21 protein-coding genes are annotated in these 21,414 nt (G+C 57.1%); 14 read left to right on the forward strand and 7 right to left on the reverse strand.

All coding sequences use genetic code 11. The features are described from left to right. Positions 1-7 precede the first annotated feature (7 nt). From plsY to RCA23_RS02890, 3 genes are all read right to left on the reverse strand, one after another. Positions 8-616, reverse strand: a complete 609-nt coding sequence (gene plsY, locus RCA23_RS02880) for a glycerol-3-phosphate 1-O-acyltransferase PlsY (protein WP_044048991.1) — start codon at positions 614-616, stop codon at positions 8-10. Continuing rightward, positions 613-1,872 carry a dihydroorotase gene (gene pyrC, locus RCA23_RS02885; protein WP_044048992.1) on the reverse strand — a complete coding sequence of 420 codons (1,260 nt, stop codon included), beginning with the start codon at positions 1,870-1,872 and terminating at the stop codon, positions 613-615. Before pyrC ends, plsY begins: the two co-directional genes overlap by 4 nt. 141 nt (positions 1,873-2,013) lie before the next feature. Continuing rightward, a complete protein-coding gene (locus RCA23_RS02890; RefSeq protein ID WP_044051216.1) occupies positions 2,014-2,958 on the reverse strand; it encodes an aspartate carbamoyltransferase catalytic subunit in 945 nt (314 codons plus the stop codon). A gap of 159 nt (positions 2,959-3,117) precedes the next feature. On the opposite strand from RCA23_RS02890, the gene RCA23_RS02895 reads away from it, so the two are divergent. The 4 genes from RCA23_RS02895 to RCA23_RS02910 all read left to right on the forward strand — a co-directional run bounded on the left by RCA23_RS02895 (position 3,118) and on the right by RCA23_RS02910 (position 9,400). Next, on the forward strand, positions 3,118-3,930 hold the full coding sequence (locus RCA23_RS02895) for a uracil-DNA glycosylase (protein ID WP_044048993.1): 813 nt from the start codon (positions 3,118-3,120) through the stop codon (positions 3,928-3,930). After that, positions 3,927-4,469 carry a molybdenum cofactor biosynthesis protein B gene (gene moaB, locus RCA23_RS02900; RefSeq protein ID WP_044048994.1) on the forward strand — a complete coding sequence of 181 codons (543 nt, stop codon included), beginning with the start codon at positions 3,927-3,929 and terminating at the stop codon, positions 4,467-4,469. The genes RCA23_RS02895 and moaB overlap by 4 nt, the downstream gene beginning before the upstream one ends. A gap of 77 nt (positions 4,470-4,546) precedes the next feature. Then, complete coding sequence (locus RCA23_RS02905; RefSeq protein WP_044048996.1) at positions 4,547-6,004, forward strand: efflux RND transporter periplasmic adaptor subunit; 1,458 nt, start codon at positions 4,547-4,549, stop codon at positions 6,002-6,004. Between the two features lie 3 nt (positions 6,005-6,007). After that, entirely contained in the window at positions 6,008-9,400 is a 3,393-nt protein-coding gene (locus tag RCA23_RS02910) for an efflux RND transporter permease subunit (protein WP_044048998.1), read from the forward strand. Here the strand turns inward: RCA23_RS02910 and RCA23_RS02915 are convergent. Then, a complete protein-coding gene (locus RCA23_RS02915) occupies positions 9,397-10,191 on the reverse strand; it encodes a protein-disulfide reductase DsbD domain-containing protein (RefSeq protein WP_052376994.1) in 795 nt (264 codons plus the stop codon). The genes RCA23_RS02910 and RCA23_RS02915 overlap by 4 nt on opposite strands. Positions 10,192-10,324: 133 nt before the next feature. On the opposite strand from RCA23_RS02915, the gene RCA23_RS02920 reads away from it, so the two are divergent. The 5 genes from RCA23_RS02920 to RCA23_RS02940 all read left to right on the forward strand — a co-directional run bounded on the left by RCA23_RS02920 (position 10,325) and on the right by RCA23_RS02940 (position 14,631). Continuing rightward, positions 10,325-10,939: a YqgE/AlgH family protein gene (locus RCA23_RS02920; protein ID WP_347721372.1), complete on the forward strand. Its 615-nt coding sequence runs from the start codon at positions 10,325-10,327 to the stop codon at positions 10,937-10,939. Positions 10,940-11,027: 88 nt separating this feature from the next. Continuing rightward, positions 11,028-12,728 (forward strand): acyl-CoA dehydrogenase family protein, encoded by a 1,701-nt coding sequence (locus RCA23_RS02925; RefSeq protein WP_044048999.1) that lies wholly within the window; start codon positions 11,028-11,030, stop codon positions 12,726-12,728. 9 nt (positions 12,729-12,737) lie between these two features. Further along, the gene (locus RCA23_RS02930; RefSeq protein ID WP_044049000.1) at positions 12,738-13,766 is read left to right on the forward strand and encodes an MBL fold metallo-hydrolase; all 1,029 of its coding nucleotides are present in this window, start codon (positions 12,738-12,740) and stop codon (positions 13,764-13,766) included. Between the two features lie 102 nt (positions 13,767-13,868). Beyond that, positions 13,869-14,009 (forward strand): aa3-type cytochrome c oxidase subunit IV, encoded by a 141-nt coding sequence (locus tag RCA23_RS02935; RefSeq protein ID WP_044049001.1) that lies wholly within the window; start codon positions 13,869-13,871, stop codon positions 14,007-14,009. Positions 14,010-14,013: 4 nt separating this feature from the next. After that, positions 14,014-14,631 (forward strand): hypothetical protein, encoded by a 618-nt coding sequence (locus tag RCA23_RS02940; protein WP_044049002.1) that lies wholly within the window; start codon positions 14,014-14,016, stop codon positions 14,629-14,631. On the opposite strand, the gene RCA23_RS02945 is transcribed toward RCA23_RS02940, so the two are convergent. Both RCA23_RS02945 and RCA23_RS02950 read right to left on the reverse strand, forming a co-directional pair. Beyond that, on the reverse strand, positions 14,604-14,933 hold the full coding sequence (locus RCA23_RS02945; RefSeq protein ID WP_044049003.1) for an AzlD domain-containing protein: 330 nt from the start codon (positions 14,931-14,933) through the stop codon (positions 14,604-14,606). The genes RCA23_RS02940 and RCA23_RS02945 overlap by 28 nt on opposite strands. Beyond that, entirely contained in the window at positions 14,930-15,631 is a 702-nt protein-coding gene (locus tag RCA23_RS02950; protein WP_044049004.1) for an AzlC family ABC transporter permease, read from the reverse strand. Before RCA23_RS02950 ends, RCA23_RS02945 begins: the two co-directional genes overlap by 4 nt. A 54-nt stretch (positions 15,632-15,685) precedes the next feature. Between RCA23_RS02950 and RCA23_RS02955 the strand changes: the two genes are divergently transcribed. From RCA23_RS02955 to RCA23_RS02970, 4 genes are read left to right on the forward strand one after another with little or no spacing between them, the layout of a single operon-like run. Beyond that, positions 15,686-16,555 (forward strand): formate dehydrogenase accessory sulfurtransferase FdhD, encoded by an 870-nt coding sequence (locus RCA23_RS02955; protein ID WP_044049005.1) that lies wholly within the window; start codon positions 15,686-15,688, stop codon positions 16,553-16,555. Continuing rightward, positions 16,552-17,157, forward strand: coding sequence for a molybdenum cofactor guanylyltransferase MobA (mobA, locus tag RCA23_RS02960; RefSeq protein WP_044049006.1), 606 nt, complete (start codon positions 16,552-16,554; stop codon positions 17,155-17,157). Before RCA23_RS02955 ends, mobA begins: the two co-directional genes overlap by 4 nt. Next, the gene (mobB, locus tag RCA23_RS02965; protein WP_044049008.1) at positions 17,154-17,651 is read left to right on the forward strand and encodes a molybdopterin-guanine dinucleotide biosynthesis protein B; all 498 of its coding nucleotides are present in this window, start codon (positions 17,154-17,156) and stop codon (positions 17,649-17,651) included. Before mobA ends, mobB begins: the two co-directional genes overlap by 4 nt. Then, positions 17,648-18,904: a molybdopterin-binding protein gene (locus tag RCA23_RS02970; protein WP_044049009.1), complete on the forward strand. Its 1,257-nt coding sequence runs from the start codon at positions 17,648-17,650 to the stop codon at positions 18,902-18,904. Before mobB ends, RCA23_RS02970 begins: the two co-directional genes overlap by 4 nt. Before the next feature lie 34 nt (positions 18,905-18,938). Here RCA23_RS02970 and greA read toward each other — a convergent pair whose 3' ends face one another. Further along, positions 18,939-19,409: a transcription elongation factor GreA gene (greA, locus tag RCA23_RS02975; RefSeq protein WP_044049010.1), complete on the reverse strand. Its 471-nt coding sequence runs from the start codon at positions 19,407-19,409 to the stop codon at positions 18,939-18,941. Positions 19,410-19,718: 309 nt separating this feature from the next. Between greA and RCA23_RS02980 the strand changes: the two genes are divergently transcribed. Beyond that, positions 19,719-21,371: an electron transfer flavoprotein-ubiquinone oxidoreductase gene (locus RCA23_RS02980; RefSeq protein WP_044049012.1), complete on the forward strand. Its 1,653-nt coding sequence runs from the start codon at positions 19,719-19,721 to the stop codon at positions 21,369-21,371. Positions 21,372-21,414: the final 43 nt, after the last annotated feature.

A 21,414-nucleotide genomic window follows, 5' to 3' on the forward strand; every position in this document is an offset into this window, starting at 1 on the left:
AGCCCCTCTATTTTTGCCCGATTTTGCTCTCTTGCCCGCGGATCAAGCGGATAATATTCTCTCTATGGCGCCAATAAATCACCCCGGTGAGACAGAGGGACAGCAAAAATAAACTATTGAAGCCCATAAGGATGATCCAAAGAGGCGTCATCACAGCGGTGAGAAGTGCGGCGAGGCTGGAAAAACGAAAAATGGCTGCAGCGGCGAGCCATGTGGCGCCGGCGGCGACACCAATCGGCCAGGCTAGGGCAAAGAGCAGGCCAAAGAAGGTGGCCACGCCTTTCCCGCCCTTGAATTTCAGCCAAATCGGATAGCAATGCCCCAGAAAGGCGGCGAAGCCGGCAATTTGCGCCGCATCCTCGGCGGCCAATGCGCGGGCCAAAAGCACCGCGGCACCCGCTTTGCCCGCATCACCGATCAAAGTTAAAGCCGCGCCGAGTTTGGAGCCGGTCCGCAGCACGTTCGTGGCCCCGATATTGCCCGAGCCAATTTGCCGTAAGTCTCCAAGGCCCAAGACGCGCGCCGTGACGATGCCAAAGGGGATTGCGCCGAGTAAATATCCGGTAATGGCCCAAAAGGCTAAGAGTTCAGCTGCGCTGGTCAGTTCAAAATTCATCTTGCGTAGACTTCCCTGCCCCCGACGAATGTCGCCAAAACACGGCCCTGCAGGCGTTGCCCATCAAAAGGGGTGTTTTTAGATTTAGACCGGAGCGAAAAGCGATCCAGAACGAAGGGCACATCGGGGTCAAATAAGATGAGATCCCCAGGAGCCCCCAGGCTCAGGCGACCACTGTCCAGACCCAAGCGCCGCGAGGGGTTGAGGGACAGGGCCCGGAACAACTGTGGCAAGCTCAACTGCTCGGCATGGTAAAGGCGCAAGGCAGCCGGCAAAACTGTCTCCAATGCCACAGCTCCAGAGGCGGCTTGCTCATAGGGCAGACGTTTGGACTCTTCATCCTGCGGCGTATGCATGGAGCTGATGATGTCAATCAACCCGCTTGCAAGCGCAGAAACCATCGCCAGCCGATCCTCTTCGGAGCGCAACGGGGGTTTGACTTTAAAAAAGCTGCGATAATCGGCGACGTCCAACTCGTTGAGCGTTAGGTGATGAATGCTGACCCCGGCGGTGACATCCAGACCTTGTTGTTTGGCCCGCTCTAAGGCGGGTAGAGCGAGGGCGGTGGAGAGTTGATCGGCATGATATTTCGCGCCGGTCATCTCTACCATGGCCAAATCCCGCTCAAGCCCCAGACGCTCAGCCATGGGCGAGACCGCCGGGATCGCACGCAGGGTTGCAAATTTGCCAGAGGTGGCCGCAGCCCCCTGTGACAGGCCTGGATCTTGCGGGTGTCCAATGACCAAAGCCCCCAATTGCCGCGCATAGGTAAGCGCGCGCGACAGGACTTTGGTATTGGTGACAACCGCGTCACAATCGGAAAAGGCAATTGCTCCTGCGTCTTGCAAAAATCCGATCTCGGTCATTTCCTTGCCCAAACGCCCTTTTGTGAGCGCCGCCATTTGATAGCTGCGTACGGCGCAGGTGGCCTGCGCCCTGCGGTTGGCAAATTCAAGGGTTTCGGGGCTGTCAATGGCCGGCTCTGTGTCTGGCCGCGTGATCAAAGTGGTCACCCCGCCAGCGGCAGCGGACAGGCCAGCGGAGCGAAAGCTTTCCTTATGCCGCTCGCCCGGCTCGCAGACCTTTGCGCCAATGTCAACAATGCCTGGCGCAAGATATTTGCCCTGGCCGTCACGGCTCGGCAGGGTCGGATCATCGGCGGCAATGCGGCCGTTTTTGACGCTCAAATTGCCCAGCTCGACGGTCTGTCTCTCTGGGTCAACCAGGTGAACATTTGTAATGCGCAGTGAGGTCATCCGGCCACCCACACCATCAAAGCCACCAAAGCGGCACTGAAAATCAGGACATACATGGCAATTTTTCCCGACATGCGGGGATCTTTGGGTTCGTTCATTCGCACAGTCTCCTGTCAAGGGGGACGCAAAGGAGGCTTTGGGTCATGCCTGCGCCTCTTTTGCAGCTTGGCGCCTGTTGCGCATCAATATATCCATGGCCGCCATGCGCACTGCCACACCCATCTCAACCTGTTCTTGTATGACGCTGCGGTTCAAATCGTCGGCGATTTCCCCGTCGATTTCAACGCCGCGGTTCATTGGGCCTGGGTGCATAACAATGGCATCTGGCTTGGCGTGGCTCAGTTTCTCAGCATTCAAACCATAGCGGTGATAATATTCGCGTTCGGAGGGGATGAAGCCGCCGTCCATACGCTCGCGTTGCAGGCGCAGCATCATCACCACATCCACATCCTTCAAACCCTCTTGCATATCGTGAAAGACTTCCGCACCAAACTCGCCAATTCCCGCCGGCATCAGCGTTGCTGGGCCGATAAGGCGAATGCGGTTTTCCATTTTGCCCAGCAAAATGAGGTTAGAGCGGGCCACGCGGCTGTGGGCAATATCGCCGCAAATGGCGATGTTGAGGCGATGCAAGCGGCCTTTGGATCGGCGGATAGTGAGCGCATCCAGCAGGGCTTGCGTGGGGTGTTCATGCCGCCCGTCCCCAGCGTTGAGCACCGCGCAATTGACTTTCTGCGCCAAGAGATCGACGGCGCCAGAATGCGGATGGCGCACCACCAGAAGATCGGGGTGCATGGCATTGAGTGTCAGCGCTGTATCAATGAGGGTCTCACCTTTTTTGATTGAGCTGGCTTGCATGGCCATATTCATCACATCCGCCCCCAATCTCTTGCCTGCTATTTCAAAGCTGGCTTGAGTGCGGGTTGAGTTTTCGAAAAACATATTGATCTGAGTGCAGCCAGCCAGGGCTTTACTGTCGCGCGCACGGGATCTGTTTTGATCGGCGTAATCATCTGCCAAATCCAATATTTCGGTGATGCTTTGGGGATGTAGGGGTTCTATCCCCAATAGATGCTGAAGCTGCATATAGACCTCTCCGGTTGGCGTTTTATAGAAAGAGTGGCCGCCCACGGCAAGGGCAGGGGGCAAGGAAATGTCATTTGAGCCTGAGGCGGGTTATTTTTGACGCGCTGCGTCACTGATTGAATGATTTACCTTCCTCTCAGAAGGGCATAGTTTGAGGCCATGGATCAATTGGATTGGCATATGGCACGCGCCGCGTTGCAGTGGCAGGCAGAGCTCGGAGTGAGCGATGCCGTGGGTGATGTGCCCATTGACCGCTATGAGGTGCCGGCGCAAAACCCCAAACGATCCACTGCAGCGGCGGCACCCACCGGGGCGCCACAGGCTGCGGAGCGGCCTCCGGCTGTGATGGCAGCCGCGCCGGCTGTGGACCCTGTTGCACTGGCCGAAGAGGCTGCAGCTGCGGCGGGGGATTTGCCGGCGTTGAAACTTGCGCTGCAAAATTTTTCGCATTGTGATTTGCGCCGCGGAGCCCGCAATTTGGTGTTTGGTGGGGGCAGGGCTGGGGCTCGGGTGATGATCTTGGAAGATGCGCCCGGGCGGGCGGAGGATCTGCAAGGTCTGCCTTTTGCCGGCCCGGCCGGTCAATTGCTGGGCAAAATGTGCGCCGCTATTGGTTTGGATCGGGCCGAGGAGGTCTATGCAGCCTCCGTGATTCCTTGGCGCCCACCGCAGGACCGAGAGGCCAGCGCGGCTGAAATCGCCATGATGCAGCCTTTCTTGCGCCGTCATATTATCTTGGCCGCGCCGCAGGTTGTCATATGTATGGGCAATATCAGTTGTCAGGCGGTTTTGGGCAAACGCGGCCTGAGCAAGCTGCGCGGAGCCTGGCAAGAGGGTTTTGCCCTGCCAGTTTTGCCGATGGTGCATCCGCAGGGCCTGTTGCGCCAGCCTAATCGGAAGAAACAGGCATGGCAGGATTTGTTGATGCTCAAGGCTTGGCTGCGCGCGCAATCTGAAGGGGGCAAGACATGACCGATGCACCAGCAAAAACAGAGTTTATCGCGGTGCGCATCGCGGTTTTAACCCTGTCCGACAGCCGCAGTTTGAGTGATGATAAATCCGGCGACACGCTGGTTGCGCGCTTGCAAGCGGCCGGACATATCCTGGCCGACCGTGACATTCTCCCCGATGATCGCGCAGCGATTGCCGAAAAATTGCGTCAATGGTCGCGCGATCCGTCTATTGATGTGGTTCTGAGCACGGGCGGCACTGGGCTCACGGGCCGTGATGTGAGCGTCGAGGCACATCGGGATGTCTATGAAAAAGAGATTGACGCGTTCTCAACTCTCTTCACCTTTGTTTCCATGCAAAAAATTGGCACATCTGCGGTTCAGAGCCGAGCAACGGGCGGTGTGGCCAATGGCACTTATATGTTTGCATTGCCGGGCAGTCCGGGCGCCTGCAAAGATGCTTGGGACGAAATACTCGTCAAGCAATTGGATATAAGACATAAACCCTGCAATTTTGTCGAAATCATGCCGCGGCTTGATGAGCATCTGCAAAGAAAATAAGCCCCGCTGTCGAATCTGCGTGACGCGGAGAAGTTTTGTACTAGAACAACTGTAATGATGATCGAGAGGGCTGTCGTATGCGGTTTCTACGCAAAAGTTTAATGGGGTTGTTCTTACTGGCGGCGACTCTGGCGCTGTTTGCCTATGCCATCATGATGGTTCGGGGCGCGATTGAGAACAAAGGTGACGATCAGCGGCGCGGTGGCGGTGGTCGTGAGAGAGTTTTTGCAGTGAATGCCGTGCCCTTTGAGCCGGGCCAGCATATTCCGGTCCTACAGGTCTTTGGCGAGGTGCAAAGCCAGCGTAGCCTTGATATTCGGCCGGCGGTTGGCGGAACGGTCATTGAGTTGCACCCGAATTTTCAAAATGGCGGTTCTGTTTTGGAGGGCGATGTACTCCTGAGAATTGATCCGTCAAATGCACAAACCGCCTTGGCTTTGGTACAGGCCGATATGGCCGATGCTCAAGCGGATTTGCGAGAGGCGATGCGGGCGCTAGACTTGGCCAAGGATGAGATCAGCGCCGCGCAAGAGCAAGCCGCCCTGCGCCAAAAAGCATTGGCCCGGCAACAAGATCTCGTGACCCGTGGGGTCGGCACTGCGGCCTCTGTGGAGGCTGCGGAACTGGCTGCTTCCTCGGCACGCCAATCCGTTCTGGCGCGGCGCCAAGCTTTGCAGGCCGCTGAGGCGCGTTTGGATCAAGCGCGTGCGCGGGTCATGCGGGTGGATATTTCTTTGGCGGAAGCGGAGCGCAATGTGCGTGACACCGTTGTACGCGCGGCCTTTTCTGGGCTGCTGGCCAATGTCACTGTTCTGCAGGGCGGAACTGTGACCAACAATGAAAAAATTGGTCAATTGGTGGATCCATTGGCTCTGGAAGTGGCCTTTCGTGTGAGTACCTCCCAGCATCGGCGACTGCTCGATGATGCGGGCAAGTTGCGGGCTGCTGAGGTCTCGGTGACGCTGGATCTGCTCGGCGCGGAGATGAGCTCCAGCGGCCAGATCACCCGCGAAGCTGCTGTCGTGGGCGAAGGTTTGACTGGGCGGTTGCTCTTTGCCAGCCTTGCAACCTCCAAGGGTCTGCGGCCGGGTGATTTTGTGACTGTAAACATAACGGAGCCCGCCTTGAATTGGGTTGCCCGCCTGCCGGCCACGGCCGTGAGCGGGAATAACAAGGTTCTGGTTGTGGGCGAAGATGAGCGCCTGTCGGAGGCCGATGTGACCCTTGTGCGCCGTCAGGGGGATGATGTTTTGGTGCGCTCGCGTGAGCTGAACGGAGCGCAAATTGTAGCGGAACGATCCCCATTGCTGGGTGCGGGCATCAAGGTGCGCGTGTTGAGCGCTGAGGGAAAAGCGCCACAGGCGGCCCCAGAGACCATCGCGCTTGATCCAGAGCGGCGGGCCAAGTTGATTGCCTTTGTCGAGGGCAACAAACGCATGCCCAAACAGGCCAAGGAGCGGGTCTTGGCGCAGTTGCAAGAGCCCGAAGTGCGCAAAGAATTGGTTGAGCGGCTGGAAGGCCGGATGGGGGGATAAGGGATGTCTGTGATACGCACCGCCACTGGCGGGATTTTATCTTACATGACCCGACATCGCACCGCGGCAAACCTTTTCTTGCTTATTATGCTGGTCGCCGGGGCTGTTTCTTTTCCGCAAATGCGGGCGCAGTTTTTTCCCGATGTGATTATTGACCGCGTCACGGTCAGCGTGCGGTGGGATGGCGCTGGACCGGAGGATGTTGACCGGGCAATTGTGCAGGTGGTTGAACCGGCGTTGCTTGGGATTGAAGGGGTGAACAGCACCTCTGCCACCTCCTCGGAAGGCTCTGCGCGGATTACCATGGAATTTGAGCCCGGCTGGGATATGGCCCGTGGCACCGATGATGCCCAAATCGCCGTTGATTCCGTCGCCAACCAGTTCCCCGATGATGCTGATGATCCAAAAGTCACCCGTGGGGTCTGGCGCGACCGGGTCACAGATGTGGTGATCTCCGGTCCGGTTGGGGTGGCGCAATTGGCTCTATTTGCCGATGAGTTCGTCACAAGGCTTTTCGCCGCAGGCGTGACCCGCACCACTATTCGCGGCGTGGCTGCGGGCTCAACCATCGTGGAAGTCGACAGCTTGTCGCTTATTCGTCATGACGTGAGCATGGCACAGATCGCCAGTGCCATCGCTGAGGAAGCTGAGGCGGATCCCGCAGGCGATGTGGCCGGGAGTGCGCGCATTCGTACAGGGATCGCCAAACGCAGCGCCCGGGATATCAGGCAGATTGTCTTGCGTTCCAATGCCGATGGCTCGTCGCTCACCGTGGGCGATGTGGCGCGGGTGACGGAAGAGGGGGTTGACCGAGATCGCGCCTATTTCGTGGGCGCGGCGTCGGCCATTTCCATCCGCATTGACCGCTCTGATCAGGGCGACGCGATTGAAATCCAGGAGCAGGTTCAAACCACCGCTGCTGCGATGATGGAATCCTTGCCCCCTGATGTGAATGTCGAATTGATCCGCACCCGATCAGAGGCGATTTCTGCGCGGCTGGCCATGCTGTTGGAAAATGGCCTTCAAGGGCTTGGGCTTGTGCTTTTGCTGTTATTTTTGTTTTTGAATGTGCGCACGGCCTTTTGGGTGGCCGCAGGAATTCCGGCGGCTATGGCGGCGGCTTTGGCGCTGATGTATCTGTCAGGGCTGACGATCAATATGATCTCGCTTTTTGCTTTGATCATTACCCTTGGGATTGTGGTCGATGATGCCATTGTTGTGGGGGAACACGCAGATTTTCGCGCGCGTGTTTTGGGGGAAAGCCCTGTCGTGGCGGCGGAGAATGCAGCCAAGCGCATGTTCACCCCGGTATTTTCGGCAACGCTGACGACCGTCATCGCCTTTTTTGGCTTGGTGGCGATTGGTGGGCGGTTTGGGGATTTGATTGCCGATATTCCTTTTACCGTCATCGTGGTTTTGATTGCCTCGCTAGCCGAATGCTTTTTGGTTTTGCCCCATCACATGGCGCATTCTATTTCCGTCGGCTCACGGATCCGTTGGTATGACATGCCGTCACACTTCATGAACTACCTGCTGGATCAATTTAAGTTCTACCTGTTCCGCCCGTTTATCAGATTTGTCATTTGGGCGCGATATCCGGTGTTTGCAGCTGTGGTGGTGGCCTTGGCCAGTCAAGCGGTGCTGTTCATCAATGGGGATGTGCAATGGCGGTTTTTCAACGCTCCTGAGCGCGGCTCGGTGACGGGTAATTTCGCGATGGCCCCGGGGGCAACGCGGGAAGATTCCCTTGAGCAAATGCGCGCGTTTCAAACGGCTGTAGAAGCCGTTGGCGCGCAATATGAGGAGAAATATGGCCGCAATCCAGTGGATTTCTCCATGGCCGAAATTGGGGGCAATACCGGCCGTGGCTTGGCGGGCGCTGATACCAAAGATGCCGATCAATTGGGCTCCATTGCCGTTGAGTTGATTGATGCGGATTTGCGGCCCTATTCGTCCTTTGCCTTTGTCGCGGATTTGCAAGATGCGGTGATTAGGCATCCTCGGGTGGAGACGATTAGCTTTCGCGGTTGGCGCTCCGGTCCGGGCGGCGATGCGCTCGATGTGCAATTTTCCGGGGCTGATGCGCGCCGACTTAAAGCCGCCTCTGAGGCCTTGCAAACCGCTTTGGCACGATATCCAGAAGTCTCAGCTGTTGAAGACACGCTCTCCTACGACAAAGAGGAATTGGTGTTGGAGTTGACGCCGCAGGGGCAATCTTTGGGGCTTACCATCGACACATTGGGCCGGGTGTTGCGCAATCGCCTCAATGGGATTGAGGCGGCGAGCTTCCCCGATGGGCCGCGCTCGGCCACGATCCGTGTGGAATTGCCGGCCGGTGAATTGACGGCTGATTTCACCGATCGCATGCTGATCCGCACACCGAACGGGGGCTATGTGCCGCTGGCAGATATTGTCACCGTGCAGCAGCGCACCGGTTTTTCAACGGTGCGGCGTGAGAATGGCATCCAGGTGATTTCTGTGACGGGCGATATTTCTGAGGATGACCCGGCGCGCGCGCAGGCGATTGTGGCGGAATTGGAAGAAACAGTTTTGCCAAAAATCGCTGAGGAAACTCAAGTTGCCTTTACCTTGGCTGGATTGGCGGAACAGGAAGATGATTTCCGCAATGACGCCACACGGGGTTTGATTTTGACCTTGGCCGGGATCTTCATGACTTTGGCTTGGATTTTCTCCAGCTGGACACGCCCCTTGGTGGTGATGGCCATTATTCCGTTTGGCTTGATCGGGACGATTTATGGCCATTGGTGGTATGACATCCCGCTTTCGCTGTTTTCTGTGGTTGGGTTGATTGGCATGGTGGGGATTATCATCAACGATTCCATTGTTTTGGTGACGACGATTGATGAATATTCCAAAGAGCGGGGCCTATTTCCAGCGATTGTCGATGGGGTAACAGATCGGTTAAGACCGGTGTTGTTGACGACATTGACCACGGTGCTCGGCCTGTCCCCTTTGCTTTACGAAACCTCGTCACAAGCGCAGTTTCTCAAGCCAACGGTGATAACCTTAGTCTATGGGCTTGGGTTTGGGGTGATCTTAGTATTGATCGTCGTGCCAGCCTTGATGGCGATGCAAGCGGATGTGGGCGCGCAGGTGGCGAGCGTCAAACGGGCCCTGCGCGGCCTCTGGCGTGGCCGCGGACCGCGCTTGCCCGTTGTTGCAGCGCTCATCAGCCTGACCGCCCTTTTCGCCGCGACCCTTGGGGCGGTGATCGTGAGTGGAGGGGTGCCGCAGTTTTGGATGGGGTTGCCATTGGCGGCCCATCTGTCGCCCTTGCCATTTGGGCTTTCGCTATTTTTGAGCGGCTCAGCGCTCGTTGTGTTGTTGCTTTACGCGGTGTCAGCCGTGATCTTTGCGCGGAATTTGCGGCGCTAGGCGCCCAGGCAGCCACGATATTCGGTGGCTCCGTCGGGCGCAAAGAGCGTGGTTGTCACCCCGTCGCGCCCGATGGCCACGGGCTGACCCGTGGGGGTCATGATTTGGGCGGTGACATTCAACCGCCCATCGCGCAGCTCAAGCTTGGGCGTTTTGACCCAAAGACGCGGGTTGTCCAGTTCAATGGCCGCATTGTCAAAGGCGCGATCGGGGGATGGCAAAACAATCTTTAGCTCCATGCCATCGTCTGCTGCTGAAAAAGCGCAGGTGATCTGACCCGCGCCGGGTTTTGGCACAACGGCGCGTGCGGCTTTAATCAGAAGGTCAACAGGCGCCTGTGCGGATAATTGCGCGGACAGATCAAGCGTAACAGGGATGCACAGCTCCCGGCACACACCGATCTCAATACGCCCGATCAAGGTGATGTCTGCAGCGCGGTCCACGGAGAGTTGCACCGGAAAAATGACCTGCTCTTCATATCCGATGTTGCGGCTGCTCCCGAGCCACGAAATTTCTGGCGTTGGGTAAAAAACCTCGAAGGCCTGAACACCCACAGATTGAGAAAAATCAAAGCGCGGCGGGATGCCACTGTCTCCCGGCTGGCGCCAATAGGTTTTCCACCCCGGCGCCATATTGAGTTGAAGCGCCGCCATATGGATGCCATCCTCAGTGCGCCATCCTGGCCGCAATTCGGCCTGCAAAATATCGTCCAGATCCTGTGCGAGGGCGGCAGGGGCGAGGCAAAAAGCGCAGAGGAGGAATGTGGTGATGCGGTGCACAGTGTGTTTCATGGGGTTCCTTCTAACGTATTTACGCTGAAATACGAACTCACTTTTTATTGAGCAAGCCCGTCTTCGCAAGTGTCCGCGCCAGCTGGCAGGTGGCACAATTTGGCGCAGGCCGCCAGGGTACAGAAAAATCTCAGTGACAGCACTTGTTGTTTTGCTCTTTCCTATTCATGTTCTTGGCATGACTGACGCGCAGACGACTCTTGTTGGAAAACTCTTGGTGGCCATGCCGGGCATGGGTGATCCGCGATTTGAGCATTCGGTCGTCTATATCAGCGCCCATTCCGAGGATGGCGCCATGGGGCTCATTGTGAATAAGGCCAATGCGGCCTTAGATCTAAAAGCGCTTCTTGGGCATCTCGATATCCCCATCGGCGCTTTTACCCCGCAGGTTGCTGTGCATTTTGGCGGACCGGTCGAACCTTCGCGCGGGTTTTTACTGCATTCGGCAGATTATGTTGGCGATCCTGATACCCTGCGGATTGACGACCGTTTTGCTGTGACGGCCACGGTCGATGCGATCAAAGACCTGTCGCGGGGTTTGGGGCCGAAGACCAGTTTGTTGGCGCTGGGCTATGCGGGCTGGGCGGCGGGGCAGCTGGAGGCGGAAATTCGGGCCAATGGCTGGTTGATTTGTGAGGCTGAGTTTGACTTGGTTTTCAGCCCGGACAATGGTGCCAAATGGGCGGCGGCTCTGGCCTCAATCGGGGTCGATCCAACCCTATTATCGGGGCAAGCGGGCCGGGCCTGACGCGGCGTTTCGGCCGATAGCTATTTCCTTGTGCCAGCGGCTTGGGTAAGACGCTTTTAATAGATTACTGCCATCCTTGGAGTTCCTCATGCCCTATCAAGCCCCTGTCAGCGAATATCAGTTCATTTTCGACCAAGTGGTGCCCTTGGCGCCGGTGGTGGCCAATGAATGTTTTTCGGAAGCGACACAGGATTTGACGGATGCGGTTTTAAATGAATGCGGTAAGATGTGCGATACAGTGATGGCGCCGCTGCAACGGCCCGGGGATTTGCATCCTGCCAAATTGGAAAACGGCGTTGTGCGCACCCCGCCGGGCTTTGCCGATGGCTATGCGGCGATCGCCGAAAGTGGCTGGGTCGGTATTTCTGCCACGCCAGAGCATGGTGGCATGGGCTTGCCGATGGCTTTGAACACGGCGATGCATGATATGATGTGCGGCGCCTGTATCTCTCTCAATCTCTGCCCACTTTTGTCGCAGGGTCAGATTGAGGCGCTGGAACACCACGCCAATGCTGATTTGCAGGCGCTGTATTTGCCAAAGCTCATTTCTGGTGAATGGACCGGCACGATGAATCTGACAGAACCCCATGCCGGCTCCGATGTGGGCGCATTGAGCAGTAAGGCCGAGCCGCAAGCCGATGGCAGCTATAAAATTTCAGGCCAGAAAATCTTTATCACCTGGGGTGAACATGATGTGGCAGAGAATATTTGCCATTTGGTTTTGGCCCGGCTTCCGGGTGCCAAGCCCGGTCCCAAGGGGATCAGCCTGTTTTTGGTGCCAAAATTCATCCCCCATGCCGATGGCAGTCTTGGCGCGCGCAATGATCTGCGCTGTGTCAGCTTGGAGCATAAGCTGGGCATTCACGGCAGTCCGACCGCGGTTATGGAGTTTTCGGGCGCAACTGGTTGGCTAGTGGGCGAAGAACACAACGGCATGGCCTGTATGTTCACCATGATGAACAACGCCCGCCTGGCTGTGGGGATGCAGGGCGTTGGGGTGGCCGAGGGCGCCTATCAACACGCGCTGGCTTATGCGATGGACCGCAAACAGGGGCGCGCGCCCATTGCCGATGGCACTGGAACAATTATCGATCACGCCGATGTGCGGCGGATGTTGGCGCAGATGAAGGCCGATATTTTTGCGGCGCGTTCCATTGGAGTGGCCTGTGCGATTGCGATTGATATGGCCAAAGCCACGGGCGATACCGATTGGCAGGCACGTGCCGCGCTTTTGACCCCCATTGCCAAATCCTTTGGCAGCGACACAGGCGTCGCCGTGGCCGATCTTGGGGTGCAAATTCACGGCGGTATGGGTTTTGTCGAGGAAACCGCAGCGGCGCAATATCTGCGCGACGCGCGGATCACCCCGATTTATGAAGGCACAAATGGAATTCAATCTATGGATCTTGTGGCGCGCAAGATGATGGATGGGGGTGCCGCCGCCTTTGCTCTGATGGATGATATGGAAGCGCTGGCCTCCGCCTCAAACAGTGATTTGGCCAAAGCGGTTTTGGCAGCTATTGCGCAGTTACGCGCCACCACGCAATGGGTGGTGTCCCAGGAGCTCAATGAGCGGTTTGCGGGCTCTGTGGCCTATCAAAAAGCCTTTGCCCGGGTGTTGGGCGGATATTTTCATCTGGTGGCGTCTATGTCTGGCCAAGCCAAGCGCCAGCGTTTGGCGCGGGTCTATATCAACAGCCTTTTACCGGAGGCTGCTTCTCTGTGTGCTCAGGCGCAGGCGGGCGCGGCAGATCTTTATGCGCTTGAGCTTGATGATTTTGCCGCGTAACCCCAGCCTATGACAACGATAAGATACCCTTGGGAAACGCCCCCTGAAAATGGCGAGATGATCGAAATTGCCGAGGGGGTGCATTGGCTGCGGCTGCCTTTGCCGATGAAATTGGATCATGTGAACATCTATGTGCTGGATGACGGTGACGGTTGGACGCTGATCGACACGGGGATGAAATCGCGCAGGGTGCAGGCGATGTGGCAAGCCGTGCTTGACGGGCCTTTGCGCGGCAAGCCGGTTAAGCGGGTCGTGGCAACCCATCACCACCCTGATCATATTGGGTTTCACGGCTGGTTTGTTGAAGAATTTGGCGCGGAATATGTCTCAACGCAGGTGGCCTATCTGATGGGACGTATGCTCACAATGGATATTCAGGAGCGCTATACCGAGGGTCAGATTGAGTTTTACCGCCGCGCTGGGATGCGGGCTGATTTACTCGCGGCCCGGCAGGATGAGCGCCCCTTCAATTTTTCTGACATCGTGCATCCCATTCCCATTGGGTTTACCCGCATTGAAGAGGGTGACGTGATTGAAATGGGCGGGCGCAGTTGGGATGTTCGCGTCGATCATGGGCATGCGCCCGATCATGCGACGTTCTGGAGCCGGGATGATAATTTGGTGCTTTGCGGCGATCAGGTCATTGCGTCCATTAGCTCAAATATCGGGGTCTACCCCACTGAGCCGGATGCGAATCCTTTGGCGGACTGGCTTGACAGCTGTGCGCGATTGCAAAACTTTGCCCGCGCTGATCATTTGGCATTGCCCGGTCATAAATTGCCCTTTGTCGGCATGCCCCTGCGGCTGCGGCAATTGGAGGAAAACCACCACGGCGCTTTGACGCGGCTGCGGGCCGATTTGAAAACTCCAAAAACCGCCGGAGAGGTCATGATGGCCGTCTTCAAGCGCCAAATCGGCGATGGAGAATATGGGCTTGGTCTGGTCGAGGCTTTGGCCCATTGCAACTATCTGTGGCATGCCGGTGAGGTGACCCGCAGTTTGCACCAAGACGGCGCTTATCGCTGGGTGATGAATTAGCGCAGGCTGACGCGCGCTTTTTTGCCGCTGGGCGGGTCTGCGCGCGTGACAAATGCCGCGTTGGAGGCTAGGGAGTGCGAAACACAAAACGGAGTTGTCGCTATGGCTGACCAAAAACACGAACACGGCACAATGAATACAGACGTGCAAGAAAAGACTTTTGCAGGTTTTATGGGCCTCGTGTCGAAAAGCACAGTTGTGATCCTCGTGGCCCTGGTGCTTTTGTATCTCATAAACGGTTAAATCGATGAGATATGCTGCATTGACCTTGGCGCTTTTGTGCCTTGTCGGATGCAGCGCGGCCTTTAGGGGCGATGCCATGCGCGAGGCTGATCTGCCGCGTTATCGGCATCCTGGCGGCGCAAAAGTGACTTTGATCACTGTGCTGAGCACGCAAGACGGCAGCGGCGCACATTCTGCTTTGATCGTGAATGGCGCGCAGAGGGTCATTTTTGATCCGGCTGGGAGTCTGTCACATGCGAGTTTGGCAGAGCGCGGCGATGTGATTTACGGTGCCAACCCGGCGGTTGTGGACAGTTATATCGATTACCACACCCGCAACACCCATGACACAGTGGCGCAAACCCGAGATGTCACCGATGCGGTGGCCGGCGATCTTCTTGCTCGCGTGATGGATCATGGGCCGGTGATGCAATCCTTCTGTGCGCAGAATGTGAGCGCGCTCTTGCGCGCCACTCCGGGCTTTGAGGCCATAGGTCCGACGTTTTTTCCCAAGACGCTTATGGAGCGTTTTGCGGCGTTACCCGGTGTGAGAACGGTGCGATTCTCGCAACCAGAGGACAGGGATAAACGCACGGATTTTTACGGCTGGATCGGTCAAAAGCCGAAGTTTAACATTGAATAAAGCGTAACGCCGCCGGCTGCGATCGCCAGCAAGAGATTACCTTTCCAAACGCCCACCAAAAGCGTCACCAGCGCTGCTAAAAATCGCGGCAGATCAAAGGCCCCATCTGTCGCGCGCGGCATGAAAACCAGGGGTGCGATAATGCCCGGCATGACAGCCACAAGCGTATAGCGAAGATGGCGTTTGACCCATTCGGGCAGCTCTTTGTTGCCGATGATACCCAAAAACGAAAAGCGCAGGAGCCAAGAACCAAAGGCCAGCCCTGCAATCACAAGCCAAAGTGTTGCGGTCGAAATGCTCATGATCTCGCCCCCATGCGTCGCTCCACCTCAGCGCCCAAAGCGAGGGCGATCAATGCTGCAATGATCAAGCCAAGCCCATAGGGTGCGGGCGCAAAGAGGAGGGACAGTGTCGCTGCGGTGAAAGCGGCAACCACATGCGGTAAGCTGCGCAGCGCTGGGGCCACTAAGGCTATGAAGGCGATGGGCATGGCGAAATCCAAGGCCAGCCAATCGGGAATGCGCGTGCCCAGCCAGGCGCCAAAACCTGTACCCACAACCCAGATCACTGCCACCAAACTTGTGGCGCCGAAATAAAAGGCCAATTTGCGGGGCAGGCTCATGTCAGGTTCATTTTGGTACTTCTGATCGGCGAGGGCGAAACTGTGATCTAAAATTGCATAGGCGACGAAGGCGCGGGTCCAAAATGGGGTGGCGCCCAAATGGGTGGCCAGCGTCGCCGAATAGAGCGCCATGCGCAGATTGACGGCCAGGCCGACAATAATCACAATGAAAACCGGCGCTTGATCTTGCATGAGCGATAGAGCAGTGAATTGCGCGGCACCGGCGATCACAGCCATGGAAAAGGCCACTGCGGTGAAAATATCCAGGCCAGATTCGGCGGCTAGGACACCGAAAACCATCCCATAGGGGGCGACAACGATGCAAAATGGCAAAGCCCCCCAGAGCCCAGCCCAAAAGTCATGTCTGGAGGATTGCATATGCTTGACCTATCTGTCCGGAGTGTCATTGTATGCGCTGTATAGGAGATTTCCATGATCCAAGCCAAGCCTTGTTTGATTGCCCCGAACCCTCAGGCAAAAGGGTTGACGCGGCAGGTCGCAGGTCTGGACCACCTGGGCGCGGAAATTTCGTTGAATGTGGTGGAGGAGCGGCCGCTTACCATCTGGCTCAATGGTCAAGAGATCGTGACCGCCATGACGATTGGCGATTATCCCGAATATCTGGCGCAGGGTTTTTTAAGCAATCAAGGCATGTTGACCAAAGACGAGATCGTTGAGGCGGTTGATTTTGACGCAGAGTTGGAAACCGTGGTGGTACGCACCAATCGGCCAACCAATTATGAGGCCAAACTCAAGAAAAAGACCCGCACCTCTGGCTGTGCGGTGGGCACTGTTTTTGGCGACATCATGGAGGGGATCGAGGGGCTATGTTTGCCGCCAGCGCTGCTGCGGACCTCTTGGCTCTATAGCCTTTCGCACCAGATCAACCAAATGCCGAGCCTCTATCTCAGCGCGGGCGCGATCCATGGCACGGTGCTTTGCCTCCGCGACGCGCCCTTGGTCTATATGGAAGACGTGGGGCGACACAATGCGGTGGATAAGGTGGCCGGATGGATGCGGGCGACGCAAACCTCAGGCGCCGATAAGATTCTCTATACCACCGGGCGCTTGACCTCCGAGATGGTGATCAAATGCGCTTTGATGGGCATTCCGGTATTGGCGAGCCGCTCGGGGTTTACCGCCTGGGGCGTCGAATTGGCGCGGCAGGTCGGACTGACATTAATCGGACGGATGCGCGGGCAAAGGTTTCAATGCTTATCGGGCCAGGAGCGGCTCGTTTTTGATGCGGATCCCTCCTCGGAAGAAGAGGACCGCAAGCACCGCCGGAAATCCGCGCAATGACTGCGCCTCTTGGGGTAATTCTCGCCGGCGGGCGGGCCAGCCGCATGGGCGGGGGGGATAAATCTCTACGCCCTCTGGCCGGACGACGGGTGATTGATCATGTTCTCGAGCGATTGCGCCCGCAGGTGGCTCACATGGCGCTGAGTGCCAATGGCGATCCGGCACGTTTTGAATCTCTTGATCTGCCTGTGATTGCCGATTCTATGGCGGAATTTCCAGGGCCTCTGGCGGGGGTCTTGGCCGGAATGGATTGGGCGGCCGACCAGGGCGCAGAGCATATCCTGACCGTGGCGGCAGATACGCCGTTTTTCCCTGCGGATCTTCAGGCACGTTTGGCGGATGCTCGGGAGGCGGCGGGGGTTCCGATTGCTTTGGCGGCAACGCCCGGGCCCGATAGGATATACCGTCACCCCACCTTCGGACTTTGGCCCGTGGCGCTGCGTGAGGATTTGCGGCGCGCTTTGACGGGCGGTCTGCGCAAAGTGGTGCTTTGGACCGATCAACATGGCTGCGCCGAGGCGCTGTTCTCGGTGGATCCCCATGATCCCTTCTTCAATATCAATCGGCCAGAAGACCTGGCGCAGGCTGAGGCGATGGCATGAATGTATTTGGCGTAACTGGCTGGAAAAATGCTGGTAAAACCGGCTTGATGGAACGGTTGGTGGCGGAGTTTTGTGGCCGGGGTTTGCGGGTCTCAACCCTCAAACATGCCCATCACAGCTTTGACGTGGATCACCCCGGAAAGGACAGCCACCGGCATCGTATGGCGGGCGCGTCACAGGTTCTGCTGGCTTCAACAGAGCGCTGGGCTTTAATGAACGAGCATCGCGGTGCGCCGGAGCCGAGCTTGGCCGCGCTTTTGGCCAAATTGGACCCGGTAGACCTGGTGCTGATCGAGGGTTGGAAGCGCGATAAACATCCAAAAGTTGAGGCATGGCGGGCGGAAACCGGCAACCCGCTGATTGCGCCGAATGATCCAACGATTTTAGCTGTCGCCAGTGACACCGCTCTAGAGCTTGATCGCCCGGTGTTTGATCTGGATGACACGGCGGCAGTGGCCGATTTTATTCTAGCGCATTTGGAGATGGCCAGGTGAGCGCGCCAAGCAAACTTAGCAATGATTGTTTTGCACTGCCTGCCGGGGTGCATTGGACACCGGTGAGCGAGGCGCTCCGCCTTTTGGAACAGCGCTTGCAGTGCTGTGTTCCGGTGGAGCAATCTGCCGTTGAGGACAGCGATGGGCGGATTTTGGCACATGCAGTCATCGCCGCGAGATCGCATCCGCCCTGTGCCAACTCAGCGGTGGATGGCTATGCCTTCGCTGGCGGTCTGCAGGCGGGTGCGCAGAGTTTGCAACTGCGGGACGGGCGCTCTGCGGCTGGAGAGGCCTTTAAAGGGCGGCTCTTGCCCGGCCAAGCCCTGCGCATACTCACAGGCGCGGCTTTGCCGGGTGGTGCCGATACGGTGGTGTTGCAAGAAGATGTTCGGATAGACGACGGCCGGCTTCAGGTTACAGGTCCGCTCAAAGCAGGGGCCAATGCCCGCGCGGCTGGCGAAGATATGCAACAAGGGGCCCAGATTTTTCCGGCAGGCCATCAACTCAGGCCGGAAGATCTTGGGGTGATCGCCGCGGCGGGTCTGGGCGAGGTTTCTGTATTCAAGCCCCTAAAGGTCGCAGTGATCTCCACAGGTGCGGAATTGCGCGCGCCAGGGCAGGCGGCGCGTGTGGACCAAATTTTTGATGCCAACCGACCGATGCTCTGCGCGGTGCTGCGACGCTGGGGTATGGAGGTGGTGGATCTTGGCATTGTGCCCGATGAGGCCGCCGCTGTGCGCGCGGCGCTTGACCGGGCCAAAGACTGCGCGGATGTCATCATGACCTCGGGAGGGGCGAGCGCCGGGGATCAGGATCACATGTCTGCGGTGTTGCGCGCGAGCGGCGGTATGGCGCTTTGGCGGATTGCGGTGAAGCCGGGACGGCCTTTGGCTTTGGGCGTTTGGGGCGGGGTGCCGGTTTTTGGCCTGCCGGGCAATCCGGTGGCAGCCTTTGTCTGTACGTTGATTTTCGCCCGCCCCGCGTTGTTGCAACTGGCGGGGGCCGGATTCCAAGTCCCGCAAGCGCTGCATATGCCAGCTGCATTTTCAAAAACGAAAAAAGCTGGGCGTCGCGAATATCTGCGGGCACGCTTGCGCGATGGCGCGGCCCATGTCTTCGCGTCTGAAGGATCGGGCCGGGTCTCAGGCCTGTCTTGGGCAGAAGGCCTTGTAGAATTACCAGAGGCGGCGGCCGAGATTAAACCCGGCCAAACGGTATGTTTTTTGCCCTACGCCAGTTTTGGCCTGCCATAAAAGCCCCGGGAGCCGGGGCGCCAGGCTTGCCGTGTCAGATGAATTCGACTTTTAAGATTTCATAGGAGCGCGCACCGCCAGGCGTGCGCACTTCAATGCTGTCGCCTTCGTCCTTGCCAATCAAAGCCCGGGCCAATGGCGAGCGCATGTTGAGCTTGCCACTCTCAATATCCGCCTCTGGCTCTCCCACGACTTGATAAATTTTCTCTTCATCGGTGTCCTCATCGACCAAAGTCACCGTCGCACCGAATTTCACCGACCCGGACAATTTGGCCGGATCAATGATATCGGCTCGGCCCAAGATGGCTTCCAGCTCTTTGATTCGTCCTTCAATGAATCCCTGCTTTTCGCGCGCCGAGTGATATTCGGCGTTCTCTTTCAAATCGCCCAATTCCCGCGCTTCCGCAATCGCCTTGATGATGGTTGGGCGTTCTACAGATTTCAAGGTCTTCATTTCAGCCTCCAGCTGAACGGCACCTGATCTGGTTAACGGGATTTTTTCCATTGAAACAACACTCATGATTGAAGGTTGATCTACCTGACCGAAGGCGACGCGGTTTGGCAAGGGGTTAGATTACGATTGCCATGTTTTTTTTGTGACTGCGCACCAATTGATTTTATTTTAAACAGTTCCTTCAGAAATAGAGGCCTTTGGCTCGGCCGGTGCCTGTGAGAAATGCGAAATAACGTCGCCTTTGGCCTTGGACAGCCGCGTCACGATTGACCTGCGTTTGAATCATGGCATAAACCTTTCAGCGAGTTTGAAAATTTTGCCCATTTTTTCACGAGATGGGCCGGCAGCAAGGGAAGTAATATGTCAGATATTCAACGTGAGACCATGGACTATGACGTGGTGATTGTGGGCGCCGGTCCTTCGGGATTGTCTGCTGCGATCCGCTTGAAACAGTTGAATGCCGACCTTGAGGTTGTGGTGCTGGAGAAAGGCTCAGAAGTGGGTGCGCATATCCTCTCTGGCGCCGTGCTGGATCCCGCGGCCCTCAACGCATTGATCCCAGATTGGAAAGCCAAGGGCGCGCCCTTGAATACCGAAGTGAAGGAAGACAACTTCTATGTCTTGGGCGAGGCGGGGCAAATACGTCTGCCCAATGCGATCATGCCACCTTTGATGAACAATCACGGCAATTACATCGTTTCGATGGGCAATGTGTGCCGTTGGCTCGCCGAACAGGCCGAAGAGTTGGGCGTTGAAATTTTCCCCGGCATGGCCTGTTCCGAGCTGTTGTTTCATGAAGATGGCGCGGTGAAAGGTGTGGTGGCCGGTGAATTTGGCAAGAATGCCGATGGCAGCCCGTCGGAGGCTTATGAGCCGGGTATGGAACTCAATGGCAAATATGTATTCCTTTCCGAAGGAGTGCGGGGCTCGCTGTCCAAGCAGGTCATTGCCAAGTACAATTTGGATGCAGCATGCGATGTGCCAAAGTTTGGCCTTGGTATGAAAGAGATCTGGGAAGTGAAGCCGGAAAACCATAACCAGGGCGAGGTCACCCATTCTATGGGCTGGCCGATGGGCTTCAAACAATCTGGCGGCTCCTTCATGTATCATTTAGAAAATAATCAAGTCTATGTCGGCTTCATTATTGATTTAAATTACAAAAATCCGCATCTCTTCCCCTATATGGAATTCCAGCGCTTTAAGCATCACCCGCGGATTGCGAAGGTTTTAGAGGGCGGCAAGCGGGTGGCCTATGGCGCGCGCGCGGTCACCAAAGGGGGATTTCAATCTATGCCGCAAGCGGCCTTCCCGGGGGGCGCGATGCTGGGCTGTTCGGTCGGGCTGGTGAACCTGCCGCGTATTAAAGGCAATCACAATGCGATGCATTCGGGCATGGCGGCGGCAGAGGCGGCTTTTGCCGCGATCAGCGCGGGGCGTTCTGGCGATGTGCTCGAGAGCTATGACGCGGCTTTGCGTTCGGGTCCTGTCGGTAAAGATCTTAAGGTTGTACGCAATGTGGCCCCGCTCGCCGCGCGCTTTGGACCTTTGGGCGGATTGGCCTTGGGCGGCTTTGATATGTGGTTCCAATCCATCTTCAAATTTAGCCTGTTTGGCACGGTCAAACATGGCAAAACCGATGCGCAATCCACCGGAAAAGCCGGAGATCATGCGCCGATTGACTATCCGAAGCCCGATGGGAAACTGTCCTTTGACCGGTTGACCAATGTCAGCTTTGCCATGACAAACCACGAGGAAAGCCAGCCGCCACATTTGCAACTGACTGACCCTGATGTGCCGATCTTGGTGAACCTGCCGGACTATGCTGAGCCTGCGCAGCGCTATTGCCCGGCCGGGGTCTATGAGGTGGTGCAGGAAGAGGGCAAAGAGGCCCGCTTTGTGGTCAACTTCCAAAACTGCGTGCATTGCAAAACCTGTGACATCAAAGACCCAAGTCAAAACATCACATGGGTGACGCCGCAGGGTGGGGATGGGCCGAATTATCCCAATATGTAACCACGCCAAAGCGTGATCTTCGAGGGCCGCCAGCAAAAAGCTG

The sequence above is a fragment of the Planktomarina temperata RCA23 genome (assembly GCF_000738435.1).
In the GTDB taxonomy this organism is placed as follows: domain Bacteria; phylum Pseudomonadota; class Alphaproteobacteria; order Rhodobacterales; family Rhodobacteraceae; genus Planktomarina; species Planktomarina temperata.

Excerpts from the sequence above, each read along its gene's own strand:
- RCA23_RS02945 (WP_044049003.1), bottom strand. The coding sequence starts at position 14,933 with ATGAGCATTTCGACCGCAACACTTTGGCTTGTGATTGCAGGGCTGGCC.
- RCA23_RS02890 (WP_044051216.1), bottom strand. The coding sequence starts at position 2,958 with ATGCAGCTTCAGCATCTATTGGGGATAGAACCCCTACATCCCCAAAGC.
- greA (WP_044049010.1), bottom strand. The coding sequence starts at position 19,409 with ATGGAAAAAATCCCGTTAACCAGATCAGGTGCCGTTCAGCTGGAGGCT.
- RCA23_RS02930 (WP_044049000.1), top strand. The coding sequence starts at position 12,738 with ATGACAACGATAAGATACCCTTGGGAAACGCCCCCTGAAAATGGCGAG.
- plsY (WP_044048991.1), bottom strand. The coding sequence starts at position 616 with ATGAATTTTGAACTGACCAGCGCAGCTGAACTCTTAGCCTTTTGGGCC.
- mobB (WP_044049008.1), top strand. The coding sequence starts at position 17,154 with ATGAATGTATTTGGCGTAACTGGCTGGAAAAATGCTGGTAAAACCGGC.
- RCA23_RS02950 (WP_044049004.1), bottom strand. The coding sequence starts at position 15,631 with ATGCAATCCTCCAGACATGACTTTTGGGCTGGGCTCTGGGGGGCTTTG.
- RCA23_RS02955 (WP_044049005.1), top strand. The coding sequence starts at position 15,686 with ATGATCCAAGCCAAGCCTTGTTTGATTGCCCCGAACCCTCAGGCAAAA.
- RCA23_RS02905 (WP_044048996.1), top strand. The coding sequence starts at position 4,547 with ATGCGGTTTCTACGCAAAAGTTTAATGGGGTTGTTCTTACTGGCGGCG.
- RCA23_RS02935 (WP_044049001.1), top strand. The coding sequence starts at position 13,869 with ATGGCTGACCAAAAACACGAACACGGCACAATGAATACAGACGTGCAA.
- RCA23_RS02910 (WP_044048998.1), top strand. The coding sequence starts at position 6,008 with ATGTCTGTGATACGCACCGCCACTGGCGGGATTTTATCTTACATGACC.
- moaB (WP_044048994.1), top strand. The coding sequence starts at position 3,927 with ATGACCGATGCACCAGCAAAAACAGAGTTTATCGCGGTGCGCATCGCG.
- RCA23_RS02915 (WP_052376994.1), bottom strand. The coding sequence starts at position 10,191 with ATGAAACACACTGTGCACCGCATCACCACATTCCTCCTCTGCGCTTTT.
- pyrC (WP_044048992.1), bottom strand. The coding sequence starts at position 1,872 with ATGACCTCACTGCGCATTACAAATGTTCACCTGGTTGACCCAGAGAGA.
- RCA23_RS02895 (WP_044048993.1), top strand. The coding sequence starts at position 3,118 with ATGGATCAATTGGATTGGCATATGGCACGCGCCGCGTTGCAGTGGCAG.
- mobA (WP_044049006.1), top strand. The coding sequence starts at position 16,552 with ATGACTGCGCCTCTTGGGGTAATTCTCGCCGGCGGGCGGGCCAGCCGC.
- RCA23_RS02940 (WP_044049002.1), top strand. The coding sequence starts at position 14,014 with ATGAGATATGCTGCATTGACCTTGGCGCTTTTGTGCCTTGTCGGATGC.
- RCA23_RS02980 (WP_044049012.1), top strand. The coding sequence starts at position 19,719 with ATGTCAGATATTCAACGTGAGACCATGGACTATGACGTGGTGATTGTG.
- RCA23_RS02925 (WP_044048999.1), top strand. The coding sequence starts at position 11,028 with ATGCCCTATCAAGCCCCTGTCAGCGAATATCAGTTCATTTTCGACCAA.